At 70.3% G+C, this 12,696-nt stretch carries 14 protein-coding genes; 4 read left to right on the forward strand and 10 right to left on the reverse strand.

Features of this window, described 5'->3' with window-relative positions; genetic code table 11:
- Window positions 1-12: 12 nt before the first annotated feature.
- From AC3DEV_RS07730 to AC3DEV_RS07745, 4 genes are all read right to left on the reverse strand, one after another.
- A complete protein-coding gene (locus AC3DEV_RS07730) occupies window positions 13-495 on the reverse strand; it encodes a heme-binding beta-barrel domain-containing protein (RefSeq protein ID WP_256819752.1) in 483 nt (160 codons plus the stop codon).
- Window positions 496-535: 40 nt separating this feature from the next.
- Complete coding sequence (locus AC3DEV_RS07735; protein WP_259821218.1) at window positions 536-1,063, reverse strand: DUF488 domain-containing protein; 528 nt, start codon at window positions 1,061-1,063, stop codon at window positions 536-538.
- Window positions 1,063-2,109 carry a DUF808 domain-containing protein gene (locus AC3DEV_RS07740; protein WP_341254212.1) on the reverse strand — a complete coding sequence of 349 codons (1,047 nt, stop codon included), beginning with the start codon at window positions 2,107-2,109 and terminating at the stop codon, window positions 1,063-1,065. The genes AC3DEV_RS07735 and AC3DEV_RS07740 overlap by 1 nt, the downstream gene beginning before the upstream one ends.
- Window positions 2,110-2,197: 88 nt before the next feature.
- Complete coding sequence (locus AC3DEV_RS07745; protein ID WP_206472674.1) at window positions 2,198-3,073, reverse strand: oxygenase MpaB family protein; 876 nt, start codon at window positions 3,071-3,073, stop codon at window positions 2,198-2,200.
- An 83-nt stretch (window positions 3,074-3,156) separates the two neighbouring features.
- Here AC3DEV_RS07745 and AC3DEV_RS07750 point away from each other — a divergent pair, with 83 nt between their 5' ends.
- Window positions 3,157-3,894, forward strand: coding sequence for a CPBP family intramembrane glutamic endopeptidase (locus AC3DEV_RS07750; protein ID WP_488371746.1), 738 nt, complete (start codon window positions 3,157-3,159; stop codon window positions 3,892-3,894).
- Here the strand turns inward: AC3DEV_RS07750 and AC3DEV_RS07755 are convergent.
- The 6 genes from AC3DEV_RS07755 to AC3DEV_RS07780 all read right to left on the reverse strand — a co-directional run bounded on the left by AC3DEV_RS07755 (window position 3,869) and on the right by AC3DEV_RS07780 (window position 9,500).
- The gene (locus AC3DEV_RS07755) at window positions 3,869-5,083 is read right to left on the reverse strand and encodes a multidrug effflux MFS transporter (protein ID WP_488371747.1); all 1,215 of its coding nucleotides are present in this window, start codon (window positions 5,081-5,083) and stop codon (window positions 3,869-3,871) included. The genes AC3DEV_RS07750 and AC3DEV_RS07755 overlap by 26 nt on opposite strands.
- Before the next feature lie 162 nt (window positions 5,084-5,245).
- Window positions 5,246-5,803 (reverse strand): LGFP repeat-containing protein, encoded by a 558-nt coding sequence (locus tag AC3DEV_RS07760; protein ID WP_488371748.1) that lies wholly within the window; start codon window positions 5,801-5,803, stop codon window positions 5,246-5,248.
- A gap of 151 nt (window positions 5,804-5,954) precedes the next feature.
- The gene (locus AC3DEV_RS07765; protein ID WP_488371749.1) at window positions 5,955-6,620 is read right to left on the reverse strand and encodes an LGFP repeat-containing protein; all 666 of its coding nucleotides are present in this window, start codon (window positions 6,618-6,620) and stop codon (window positions 5,955-5,957) included.
- A 198-nt stretch (window positions 6,621-6,818) separates the two neighbouring features.
- The gene (locus tag AC3DEV_RS07770; RefSeq protein WP_488371750.1) at window positions 6,819-8,516 is read right to left on the reverse strand and encodes a fumarate hydratase; all 1,698 of its coding nucleotides are present in this window, start codon (window positions 8,514-8,516) and stop codon (window positions 6,819-6,821) included.
- A gap of 62 nt (window positions 8,517-8,578) precedes the next feature.
- Window positions 8,579-9,145: a protein-L-isoaspartate O-methyltransferase family protein gene (locus AC3DEV_RS07775; RefSeq protein ID WP_256819740.1), complete on the reverse strand. Its 567-nt coding sequence runs from the start codon at window positions 9,143-9,145 to the stop codon at window positions 8,579-8,581.
- 55 nt (window positions 9,146-9,200) lie between these two features.
- Window positions 9,201-9,500 carry a hypothetical protein gene (locus AC3DEV_RS07780; protein WP_096905216.1) on the reverse strand — a complete coding sequence of 100 codons (300 nt, stop codon included), beginning with the start codon at window positions 9,498-9,500 and terminating at the stop codon, window positions 9,201-9,203.
- A 196-nt stretch (window positions 9,501-9,696) separates the two neighbouring features.
- Between AC3DEV_RS07780 and AC3DEV_RS07785 the strand changes: the two genes are divergently transcribed.
- From AC3DEV_RS07785 to AC3DEV_RS07795, 3 genes are read left to right on the forward strand one after another with little or no spacing between them, the layout of a single operon-like run.
- On the forward strand, window positions 9,697-10,608 hold the full coding sequence (locus AC3DEV_RS07785) for a siderophore ABC transporter substrate-binding protein (protein WP_119191761.1): 912 nt from the start codon (window positions 9,697-9,699) through the stop codon (window positions 10,606-10,608).
- 19 nt (window positions 10,609-10,627) lie between these two features.
- Window positions 10,628-11,650, forward strand: coding sequence for an iron chelate uptake ABC transporter family permease subunit (locus AC3DEV_RS07790; RefSeq protein WP_120283670.1), 1,023 nt, complete (start codon window positions 10,628-10,630; stop codon window positions 11,648-11,650).
- Window positions 11,643-12,692 carry an iron chelate uptake ABC transporter family permease subunit gene (locus AC3DEV_RS07795; RefSeq protein WP_119191763.1) on the forward strand — a complete coding sequence of 350 codons (1,050 nt, stop codon included), beginning with the start codon at window positions 11,643-11,645 and terminating at the stop codon, window positions 12,690-12,692. Before AC3DEV_RS07790 ends, AC3DEV_RS07795 begins: the two co-directional genes overlap by 8 nt.
- Window positions 12,693-12,696 lie beyond the last annotated feature (4 nt).

Here is a 12,696-nt window from a genome sequence, read left to right on the forward strand (position 1 = left end):
CTGTGCTGCGGTCTAGGCCCTGCGCAGCTCGGAACGCAGGTGGTGGGTGAGGGGCTGGCCGACCGCTGCCATGGCGAACGTGGTGGTGATCCGGTCGCCGACGGTCTCGTAGCGGCGGTGCGTGGTGTCGACCTGCTTGGCGCTCGCACTGTTGTGCACGCGTGAGTGGAACTCCAGCACCAGGGCGTCCGCCTCGGCGACGAGCGTCCCCTCGCACAGTTCGGTCTGCCCGGTGGGCTGGGCCAGGACGAACTCGGCCGTACCGTCACCCGGGACCCGGAGGTACCCGGTCTCGGTGTGCATGGGGGATCCGGTGGGGCTCCACGTGCGCTGAACGTAGTGCAGGAAGGGTTTGCCCACGTCGGTGAACGTGATCTCCTCGGTGTAGGTGAAGTCGTCGATCGTCGGGTACGAACCGGCCCCCTCGCCTCGCCAGGTGCCCAGTAGGGCGGCGACGGGGGTCAGGTTGGCGGCGGGGGTCGAGGCGGGATCCATGGCGCGAGACTAGGCCATCGGTGACGCGGGCCGCGCCGGGTCAGCCATCCCAGACCGGTTCGCCGTGCTCGTCGAGCCGCAGGCCCTCGCTCGGGCTGTGCTCGGTGATCTTCCCGGTGTGCATCAGGTGACCCACGGGCAGTTCGTGGACCGTGGCGACTACGTCGGCGACGATCCGACGATGGCAGCGCCACCACACCGACTCCGAGCACATGACCGCCACCTGTCGCCGCCGGGCGTCGGCCACGACCCGATCCAGGGCGGCGCGGAATGCAGGGTCGCGGGTCCAGGCGCTGTAGGCGCGGAACGCCTCGACCCGCCACCAGGTGTCGGGGGAGGCCCGGCGCCGGTCGGCGGTGAGGCTGCGGCGGCCGCCGAGGTCCTCTTCCCAGCGGTAGTCGATCCCCGCCTCGCCGACGATCTCGGGCACCGCGCCCTTGGCTGCGGCGGAGTTCGCGCGGCTCCCGGGGAAACGCCGGATGTCCACGAGGAGTTCGACGCCGGCGCGGGTGAGCAACTGTGCCAGCTCGTCGCGATCCAACCTGCCGTGCCCCACCGTGTACAGCATCAGTGGCCGGTGTCCTCTCCCGTCCTCGTTCGGGTCGCCCCGCCGTGGTCACCGCGCTCACCCCCGGTGTCGGTGCCGGTCCCGGCGTCGGAGTCGGAATCGGAGTCCGCCCCGGCGTGCGACCCGGAGCTCCGTCGCGGGAGCAGGTGCATGATCGCCACGACCACCGCGCCCACCGCGAGGCCGAAGACCAGTGCGCACGCCGTGTCGACGAGCCAGGCGAGTACCGTGCCGACGCCCGCGACGCCCGCCGCGGGTTCGGTCAGGACGTGTACGAGGTGGTACGGCGCCGTCACTCCGAGTTCGTCGAGCCCCACGAGGAGGATGTGGCCACCGACCCACAGCATGGCCAGCATGCCGACGAAGGAGATCACCTCGAGCACCGTCGGCATGGCCTTGACCAAACCGTGGCCGAACCGCTGCACGCCCGGGGACTCCTTACCCGCCAGGTGGAGGCCGACGTCGTCCATCTTCACGATCACCGCGACGACGCCGTAGACGAGCGCGGTGATGCCCAGACCCACGACGACCAGGATGATCGCCCGGGACCAGAAGGACTCCGACGCCACCTCGTTGAGGGAGATCACCATGATCTCGGCGCTGAGGATGAAGTCCGTGGTCACGGCGCCGCGGACCATCTTCGCCTCGGCGTCCGGGCCCCGGTCCACCACGGGGGCGGCCTCCTCGTGGTGCCCGGAGACCCGCTCCCAGACCTTCTCCGCCCCCTCGAAGCAGAGGTAGAGGCCGCCCAGCATGAGGATCGGGGTGAGGATCCACGGTACGAACTGGCTGAGCAGGAGGGCCAGGACGATGATGATCGCCTTGTTCCCCAGTGAACCCAGCGCGATCTTGCGGATCATGGGCAGTTCGCGGGACGGATCGACGTCGCGGACGTACTGGGGGGTCACGGCGGTGTCGTCGACCACCACGCCGGCGGCCTTCACGCCGGCGCGGCCTGCGGCGGCGGCGACGTCGTCGGTACTGGCCGCTGCCATGCGCGCGAGCACCGCGACGTCATCGAGCAGGGCGGCGAGTCCACCGGCCATCACAGACCTCACTTCTCAACGGGCGGGGGGAACCCGCGGACGACAGGGCCGACCCCGGAGGGTCGGATCGTCACAGGGTAGCGCCGCGTCACTCGATCGCGTCGAGGACCCAGCGCAGTGAGGAGACACCGGCGCGTCCCAATGCCCGTCCGAGTCCGCTGGATCCGAGCGGCCCGTCGGGGAGTTCGAGCATCGTCCGGGCCCACCCCGGCAGCGCCGCGACGGCTCCCTCCCGCAGCAGCGCGTAGGCGGGCCTGTCGGTCAGTCCCATCGGTGGTCCGTCGAGCAGGAAGTGGCGCGCGTCGAGCGCGGCGGGCGAGGCCTCGAGCTCCGGCCGGTACTCCTCCAACGCCGCGTCGAGGTCGCGCACGGTGAGGGGCACCTCCCCGGCGCCCATCATGAGCCCGGTTCTCGAGGCCTGTCGTACGTAGTCGTCTCGTTCGGCCGGCGTCAGCGGCTCGCGCCCGTAGAGGCGGTGGCATTCGAGGAAGCTCCAGATCTCGGCGACGTGGACCCAGCGCAGGAGGTGGGGGTCGCGGGCGTCGTAGGGGCGCCCCCGGTAGTCGGTGCCCAATACCGCGCGGTGCGCACCGTTGATCTCCCGGATGAGCCGGGAGGCGTCGGTGATCGTGCCGAAGGTCGTGGTGGCGATGAACTGCGAGGTGCGCTGGAGGCGCCCCCACGGGTCGCCGCGGTAGTCGCTGTGGTCGGCCACCCCGGCCATGGCCAGCGGGTGCAGGGACTGTAGGAGGAGTGCGGTGAGTCCGCCGGCGAACATGGAGGCGTCTCCGTTGACGCGGCAGATGGCGTCGTCGGGGGAGTTCCAGCGTTCGCCCTCGGAGTGCCAGATCTGCTGGCGTCTCGCGTCGGCGTCGTCACCCGCCACCCGGGAACGGACCACTAGGCCCACCCTGCGGCGGGCGCCGGTCAGGGCGCGGGACGCGGTCGTCGTCACCGTTGCCATGGTGGACACCCCCATCACGTGACGTGGTAGTCCGTGTCACCATACCCCTGGTACGGACGGGCCGCGCGGTATCGTCGCGACTGATGACCACGACGTCGACGTCCCTGTCCGGCCGCTCCCGTGTGCGCGGGGTGGCGGGCGTCGCCGCGGTCCTGGCCACGCTGGTCGCCATCAATCTCACCGCCAACCTGGCGGGTCTGCCCTTCCGCGAGTGGATCGTGCCACTGGCCGTTCTCGTGCTGGTCGTGGTCGCCAAGGCGCGGTGGATGCGGTGGTCGGACCTGGGGCTGGCGGCGCGGCACATGCCCCGCGGGCTGGCGTACGGTCTCGCGGCGACGGTGCTGGTGGCGGCCGTGGTCACGGCCGGGTGCCTGATCCCGGCGACGAGCCCGTTCTTCCTGTCCGAGCGCTACTCGGACCTGCGCATGGCGGTGTTCTCGGCGCTCGTGCTGATCCCCCTGATGACGGTCCTGCCCGAGGAGCTCGCGTTCCGCGGGGTCCTGCAGGGGGCGCTCGAGCGGACCTTCGGCACCCGCGGGGTGTTCGTCGTGGGATCCGTGGCGTTCGGCCTGTGGCACGTCACCACGTCGCTCGGCCTGACCTCGGGCAACGCCGGACTGTCAGACCTGCTCGGCACAGGACTCGTCGGACAGCTGGCCGGGGTCGCGCTGGCCGTGGCCGCCACGTCGGTCGCCGGCGCCGCGTTCATCTGGGTCCGTCGCCACAGCCGCAGTCTGCTCGCGCCGATCGGCCTGCACTGGGCCTTCAACGCCGTGGGTGCGTTGGCCGCCGCCCTCACCTGGCGGGCAGTGGCCGGCTGATCATCGCGCGCACTGCCACCAGCACAACGGCCGTGCACGTGCCCATCACCAGCAGCATCGGCAGCGCCGAATGCGGGCCGGCGAGACCGGTGAGCGGCGAGACGATCGCGGCGAGGCTGAACTGTGCTGCACCAAGGAGCGCCGATCCGGAACCCGACCGACCGCGCGTCGCCTGCATGGACAGGGCCGCGGCGTTGGGGAGGACCAGTCCGATGGACAACGTGAGAAGGATGAACCCTACGGTGACCGGGAGCAGGCCGAGGGTGCCGGCGGGGGACAGGGCGACGACGACGGCGAGGTAGACCACTGCCGTCGCCACGCCCGCCACCCCGGTGAACAGGATCCGCTCGGGCGCGAACCGACCGACCAGCCGCGCACCCGCGAGGTTGGACACCAGGATCCCCAGCGAGTTGACGGTGAACGCCACCGCGTACGCGGTCGGCGACAGACCCACCATGTCCTGGTAGATGAAGGGGCTCGCCGAGATGTAGCTGAACAGGACGCCGAACGTGAAGACGAACACCGACATCCTGGCCAGGAACGGTCCGTAGCCGGCCACGGCACCCATGTCGGACAGGGTCGAGGCGATCCCGCCCGTCCGTCGGTCGGCCGGGCGCAGCGACTCGGGAACAGCGACCAGCACCCCGACGAGCGTGATTGCCGACAGTGCGGCGAGCAGCCAGAACACCCCGCGCCAGCCACCGAACGGCACCACCGCGCCGCCGAACAGCGGGGCGATCACCGGGGCGATCGACTGGATCGCCATGAGTGTCGCGAACGCCTTGGCCACCCCGGCCCCGCGGCCCACGTCCACGACGATCGCCTTGCTCAGGACGATCCCGGCGGCGCCGAAGAATCCCTGCGCGATCCGGCCGAGCAGCAGGACCTCGATCGACGGTGCCAGCGCGCAGACGACCGCGGCCACCAGCGTGCCGACGGAACCGAGCAGGAGCAGGCCCCGCCGACCCAGACGGTCCGAGAGGGGGCCGAACACGAGTTGCCCCGCGGCCATGGCGATCATGAACGCCGTCAGCGTCAGCTGGGCGACAGAGGCCGTGACGCTGAATTCGTCGACGATCAGCGGGAGTGCCGGGAGGTAGGTGTCGGTCGCGAACGGTCCGATCGCCCCGGTGAGCGCCAGTGCCACCAGCATCGTGGCGGGAACCGTGCCGGGCACAGAGCCGCGCACAGAGCCGCGCACAGTGCCGGGAACCGTGCCGGGCGCTGCGGGCGGTGGAGCCGGCTCGGGAGTGGGGGAAGAGTTCACCCGGTGCACGTTACCGGCGTCGCGGGATCACTCCCGGCCGGCGGTGACCCACAGTTACCCCCGGACGTCGGAGCGGCGATGCGGTCAGATCAGCTCGACCTCGGCGACGCCGTCCAGGTACGTGATCGCGCCGTGCTCGAAGGCGGAGACCCAGCCGCCGTCTGTGGTGGTCTCGTCCGAGACGGGGAAACCGAGCTCGCCCTCGGGACCGCCCGCGTCCAGGTAGGCGGCGAGGATCTCGCCCTGCACGACGAACGCCCCGCCCTCAGGTGTCAGGACGATCGCGCCGCGCTCGAACGTGGTGATCGATCCGCCGGCGACCTCCTCGGCGGGACCGGTCGCACCGCCGAGGTCGCTCTCGACTCCTCCGAGGGCGTCCCAGCGCTCTGCGACGGGGCCGGGGACGTCGACCGGGGTGTCAGCGGGGCCGGGGACGGGAGTCGAGCTCGTCGTCGTCGCCGTCTCACTCGCGGCCGTCTCTCCCGCCGAGGTCTCTCCCTCCGAGGACTCTGCCGCCGAGGTGCCACCGGGCGACGACGTCTGTCCCGCGGCGGTGTCGTCGTCGCCGGACGCGCACCCGCTCGCGCCAGCCGCGACGAGAGCGGTGAACGCGAGGGTCGCGAGAACCCGTGTGTTGGCCATGTGCGGTCCTCTCGTCGACGGTGGTGGCCCGTGGTTCAGCTGCCTCGACTCTAGTACGCGCCGAGACGCACGACGGCCGGGCGGGAACGGCGCGGTGGTGATGCGCCGCCGACCCGCCCGGCCGACGTGGGGTGCTCGTTCGATCAGTCCGTCAGTTCGGGGTGACGGTGGCCTGGTTGCCGGCGATGTCCCAGGTGACCTCTCCGTTGTCGAACGTCGAGATGAATCCGCCGTCCTGCGGGGTCTCGTCGGTCGTCGGGAAGCCGAGGTCGCCACCGGGGCCACCGTTCGACATGTACTCCTTGAGGATCTCGCCCTGGACGAGGAACGCCTGGCCGTCCGGGTTCTGGATGATCGTGCCACCCTCGAACTCGAGCATCTGGCCGCCCGCGACCTCCTGCGCCTCGCCGACGGGGGCACCGAGGTGCCCGGACGCGCCCTGGATCTCCTCGTACTTCTGCGCGATGCCGGCCGGGGCCTGCACCTCGGAGCCGTCGGGGAGCGCGATGGGGGCCATCTCGCCGCCACCGGCAGCGGCGCCGTCCTCGCCCTCGCCGGATGCGCCGTCCGCACTGCCGCCCTCGCCGTCAGCTGCCTCGCCGTCCGCACCGGCCTCGCCGGATCCCTCACCGTTCAAGGCCTGGCCCGCGGCGTCGGTGGCGTCCGCCGCCGCGCTGCCGGCTGCCTCGGTGGCCTTGTCGGCCTGCGACGCCGCGGCGTCCGTCGCGCCGTCGACCGCGCCCTGCACGTCCTCTGACCCACACGCCGACAGGGCGAGTAGGGCTGCCGCGCTCGCGGCGATGATGGTCTTACGCATCAGAAAACCTTTCCGTTGCTCATTCCATTCCAGTACCGGGTCAACGGTATTGGCTGGCAGTGTGCTGTGGGCGATTCTCTGTGTCACTGTTCGGTAAACGGCCGATGCCCTGGGTCTATCAGGAAATTCTGTGCGTGTCGCCAGGCGTGTCGGACGTCGGAGCCCGGGGATCGGGCGCGCGATCCGACGCCCGGTGGGTCAGAGGCCGGGCCGCTTACCGATGGTCAGCGTGACCTCGCCGGTGTGCGCGAAGAAGTCCTCGCCCTTGTCGTCGACGACGATGAACGCGGGGAAGTCCTCCACGTCAATCTTCCACACCGCCTCCATGCCGAGCTCCTCGTACTCGAGGATCTCGACGTGCTTGATGCAGTCCTGCGCCAGGCGCGCGGCCGGACCGCCGATCGAACCCAGGTAGAAGCCGCCGTGGGTCGCGCACGCGTCGGTGACCTGCTTGGAGCGGTTGCCCTTGGCGAGCATCACCATGGATCCGCCCGCCGCCTGGAACTGCTCGACGTAGGAGTCCATGCGGCCGGCGGTGGTGGGCCCGAACGATCCCGACGGCATGCCCTCCGGCGTCTTGGCCGGGCCGGCGTAGTAGACGGGGTGGTCCTTGAGGTACTGCGGCATCTCCTCGCCGGCGTCGAGCCGCTCCTTGATCTTGGAGTGCGCGATGTCGCGGGCCACGACCAGCGGGCCGGTCAGGGACAGGCGGGTCTTGACCGGGTGCCTGCTCAGCTCGGCGAGGATCTCCGGCATCGGCTTGTTGAGGTCGATCCGCACCGCGGCGCCCTTGCCGGTGCCGGAGATGCCGTCGGTTGCGGCGTCGAGCTCCGCGTCCGTGGTGGTGGGCAGGAACCGGCCCGGGTCGAACTCGAGCTGCTCGAGGAACACGCCCTCCGGGGTGATCTTGGCCTTGGCCTGACGGTCCGCCGAGCAGGACACCGCGATCGCGACGGGCAGCGAGGCGCCGTGACGGGGCAGGCGGACGACGCGGACGTCGTGGCAGAAGTACTTGCCGCCGAACTGCGCGCCGATCCCGATCTGCTGGGTGAGCTCGAAGACCTTCTCCTCCAGCTCCACGTCGCGGAAACCGCGGCCCGTCATGGCCCCCTCGCGGGGGAGTTCGTCCAGGTAGTGCGCCGAGGCTAGCTTGGCGGTCTTGACCGCGAACTCCGCCGAGGTGCCGCCCACGACGATCGCCAGGTGGTACGGCGGGCACGCGGCGGTGCCGATGGAGCGGATCTTCTCCTCGATGAACTGCATCATCCGGTCGGGGTTCAGGATCGCCTTGGTCTCCTGGTACAGGAACGACTTGTTGGCCGACCCGCCGCCCTTCGCCATGAAGAGGAACTTGTAGGCGTTCTCGTCGCCCGGGGTGGTGTTGGCGCCGATCTCGATCTGCGCGGGCAGGTTGGACCCGGTGTTCTTCTCGTCCCACATGGTGAGGGGGGCGTTCTGCGAGTAGCGCAGGTTGAGCCGGGTGAAGGCGTCGTACACGCCGCGGGCGACGGCCTGCTCGTCCGGACCGGGCGTGAGAACGTGCTGACCGCGCTCACCCTTGACGATGGCAGTACCGGTGTCCTGGCACATCGGGAGCACCCCACCCGCGGCGATGTTGGCGTTTTTGAGCAGGTCCAGGGCGACGAACTTGTCGTTGTCACTGGCCTCGGGGTCGTCGAGGATCTTGGCGACCTGGGCCAGGTGGTCACTACGGAGGTAGTGGGAGATGTCGTGCATCGCCGTCTCGGTGAGCAGACGGATCGCCTCGGGATCCACCCGGAGGAACGTCAGGCCGTCAGGACCCTCGACCGTGGAGACGCCCTCGGTGGTGAGGAGGCGGTACTCGGTGGTGTCCTCCCCGACGGGAAGAAGGTCCTCGTAGAGGAAGTCGGCCATCAGGGGCTCCTGGTTCTGGAGGTGGACAAACTTCCCCCAGGATAGTGGCCGGGGTCACGGGGTCAGAATCGGGTGTGGAGGAGGGGGACGAACCGGTACCCGCCGTGCTCGGTCACGTCGATGCCGTCATCGGTACGGCGTACGCGGTGCATCACCCCGGCCCAGGGCGCCACCATGACCCCGTTCGCGGTGAGCTGCTCGACGAGCTCCGAGGGGAGGTCGTCGGCCATCGCGGAGACGAGGATGCGGTCGAACGGGGCGAGGGAGGGAAGTCCCAGCGTCCCGGGCTCGGCGGGGTGGACTCGCACCCACGGTTGACGTATCGCCGCCCGGGAGCGTTCGACCAGCTCGGGGACGAGTTCGACGGCGGACACGGAGGAATCCGGCCCCCCGAGTTCGCCGAGGATCGCCGAGGTCCACCCGCTGCCCGAGCCCACGTCGAGCACCCGCATCCCGGGGAACGGCTCGAGGAGCGAGAGCATCGCCGCGACCGTCGACGGCTGGGAGTTGGTCTGCCCGAACCCGATCGGTAGCGGGGCGTCGAGTTCGTGGTCGGCCACGACCTCCGGCGGGAGGAATCGGCGGCGATCCTGCGCGCGCATCGCCTCCGGGATGCTCGGGGTGCTCACCGCGAGACCTCCTCCCGCCGGGCACGGCGGCGGGGCTGATCGCCCCGCCCTGGCTCTACGCCTCGCCGAGGACGCGCGTCTCGCCCTCGGGGTCGAGGTCGTCGATCTGGTCGTGGGGCTCCTCGGCGACGCCCTTGTCCTCGCGCTCCGCGGCGTCGACGTCGGGGCGCTCGGCTGACAGCTTCTCGTCGAGGGTGTCGTTCTCCTCGACGGGCTTCCACGACTCCGGCGCGTCGACGGTGAGGTCCTCACCGTCGGTCGAGATGGTGTCGGCGTCGAGACCCTCGCTGCCGTCGAGCGTGTTCTCGTCGTAGTCGCCGTCGGTGTCCTGGTCGTACTCGCGTTCGGTGCTCATACCGTCGATTGTGCGTCGTCCGCCGGCCCGTCGCATCCGGTCGCCCCGCACCCCGGGGGAGTCGGAGGGCCCCGGATTGTCCGGGCCGTGAGGCTGGCAATACTCTCGAAGTGAGGTAAGCCATACTTAAGACTTGCCCAGGAGCCGCGAGGGTGTTTAAGGTGAGCCTAACCTTCCGAACCAACCTTGGAGTGACATGAAGCGATTCCCCAAGATCGTCGCAGCGACGGCCGCCATCGCGCTGACCGGTGGCGCACTGACCGCCTGCGGGAGCTCGGATGCACAGTCCGCCGGAAACGAGGGTGAGGGGCCGACCCGCGTCGTGCTCACCAGCCACGCCGCTGCCGACACGCTGGATGAGCTCGATCTCGAGGATCGCGTCGTCGGCCTGGTCAAGACCGGGGTCTTCCCGGAGGCGCTGGATGCCTATGCGGGCGACGAGTACACGGACATCGGCAGCCTCAAGGAGCCGAAGATGGATGTGATCGCGGAATTGGGGCCCGACCTCATCCTGTTCGGCAACCGCACCCGCGCGATGGAGCCCGAGTTCGCCAAGATCTCCGACCAGGTGATCGCCGGCGACCCGGACACCGCCGAGACGATCGCCTCCAACCGCGCCAAGGTGGAGGAGATCGCCGCGCTGTTCGGGGCCGAGGACAAGGCCGCGGACGAGCTCGCCGAGATCGACGAGATGGTCACCGAGACCCGCGCCAAGGCCGAGGGCGCGGGTACGGCGCTGGTGCTCATGACCTCCGGTGGCAAGGTCACGGGGTACGGACCGGGTTCACGCTTCGACCTCATCTTCAACGAGCTCGGCATGACGCCCGCCGGTGAGCTCGAGTCCGAGGGCAGCCACGGCGCGCCGCTGAGCTGGGAGCAGATCGCCGAGCTGAACCCCGACCACGTCTTCGTCATCGACCGCGACGCCGCGATCGGCGCCGAGGGAGAGGCCGCGACCGCCCTGCTCGACAACCCGCTGTTCAACCGGACCAACGCCGCGACCAACGACAACGTCCACTTCCTGGACGGCCAGAACTGGTACCTCGTCGGGGGCGGCATCGGCGTCCTCGAGTCGATGATCGACGAGATCGACTCCGCCGTCTCCTGACGGTGGGAGTCCACTTCTCATGACGACGACCCTGGTCGAGCGCCGACCGCAGCGCGCCTCGCTGTGGCCGGCGCTCGGCGTCGTCGCGCTCGTGCTCTCGCTCGTCGCGAGCGTGTTCGTCGGCGCGGCCGACATCACCGTGTGGGACGCGCTCACCGGCGGGCTCACCGAGGCGCACCGCGTCTATCTCGTCGAGGCCCGTCTGCCCCGCACCGCCGCCGCCGCCCTCGCGGGGGCGTCGCTGGCGATCGCCGGTCTGCTCATGCAGTTGCTCACCCGCAACCGCTTCGTCGAACCGTCGACCGCGGGGACCGTCGAATCGGCGGGGCTGGGCCTGGTGGTGGTGGCGATCATCGCACCGGGCGCCCCGATCGTGGCCAAGATGCTCGTGGCCATGGTGTTCGCGCTCGCCGGGACCGCCCTGTTCCTCGCCTGCATCCGTCGCGTCCCCGTGTCGGACTCGTTCGTGGTGCCCCTCATCGGCATCATGCTCGGCTCCGTGATCGGGGCGGTCGCGGCCTTCCTGGCCCTGTCGCGCGACCTTCTCCAGATGCTCAACTCGTGGATGCTCGCCGACTTCTCGGCGGTCCTGGCCGGGCGGTACGAACTGCTGTGGCTGGTGGCGGTTCTCGGTGTCCTCGCCTACATCGCCGCTGACCGCTTCACCGTGGCGGGCCTGGGTGAGGACGTCTCGACCGGTCTCGGGCTCGACCACAAGACCGTCGTCGCCGCCGGGATGGCGATCGTGGCGGCGGTCGCCGCCGTAGTCGTGGTCACCGTCGGTGCCCTCCCGCTCCTCGGGCTCGTCGTTCCCAACGTCGTCTCACGACTGGTGGGTGACGACGCCCGACGGGGCCTGCCCCTCGTGGCACTGCTCGGGGCGGTCACCGTCCTGATCTGCGACATGGTGGGCCGGTCGCTGCCCGGGCTGTTCGCCGGCGGCGCCCCCGGTGCCGGCGAGGTCCCCGTCGGGACGATCGTCGGGATCCTCGGCGGCGCCGTGTTCCTGGCCATGATGCTGAGAGGGGTGCGCAATGCCTGAGACCGCCATCCTCGTCGCACCGCCGGAGAGCCTCACCCGGGGGCGGACGAGAGCGGAGGCCGACCGCCGTCGACGGTGGATCGTGACCCTCGTGTGTGCTGTCGCGGCCATCGCGGCGCTCGCCGCACTCGTCCTCTCCGGGTTGCCGGACACCGTCGGTTCGAGGGCGTGGTCCTACTCCCTCGACCGACTGTCGCGCCACGCGGTGGCGATCGTTCTGGTCTCGGTCGCGGTCGGGGTCTCGACGGTGATCTTCCAGACCGTCACCGGCAACCGGATCCTCACGCCGGCGCTGATGGGTTTCGACTCGCTGTACCTGCTCATCCAGACCATGCTCGTGTTCTTCATGATCCCGCGCGATGCCGCCGTCATCGGGGGCCTGACGAGCGGCGGTCTCTCCGGGTTCCTCGGTCAGACCGCGATCATGGTGGTCGCGTCGACCTCGCTGTACCTGTGGCTGCTCGGCGGTCGGAGGACGGACATCCACCTGCTGCTGCTGGTGGGTGTGGTGTTCGGCGTGTTCTTCCGCTCCGCCTCCTCGTTCTTCCAGCGCCTGCTGGACCCGGCTGCCTACCTGCAGATCCAGGACGCCATGTTCGCGAGTTTCCGGGGCGTCCAACTCGACGTGCTCGTGGCGTGCGGGGTCATCGTGGTGGGCGGGCTGGTGGCCGTGGCGATCCTCGGTCGTCGGCTCGACGTGATGCTGCTGGGGCGCGATCCCGCCGTCGCGCTCGGCGTCGACCACCGCCGGGTCACGATCGTGGTCCTGGTGGTGGTCTCCTTCCTGGTGTCCGCCTCCACGGCCCTGATCGGGCCGGTGATGTTCTTCGGGCTCATCGTCGCCAACGCGGCGTACGCCCTGCTCGGCACCACCCTGCACCGGTTCACCCTGCCGGTGGCCTCGCTGCTGGGCGTGATCGCCCTGGCTGGGGGCGAGATGGTCCTCGGCGCCCTCGGCGTCGAGTCCGCCCTGAGCATCGTCATCGAGTTCGCCGGCGGCCTGCTGTTCCTGTTCCTGCTCCTGACCAACCGCGCACGCTGAAAGA

The organism is Dietzia sp. IBK-p2-15D (assembly GCF_057773105.1).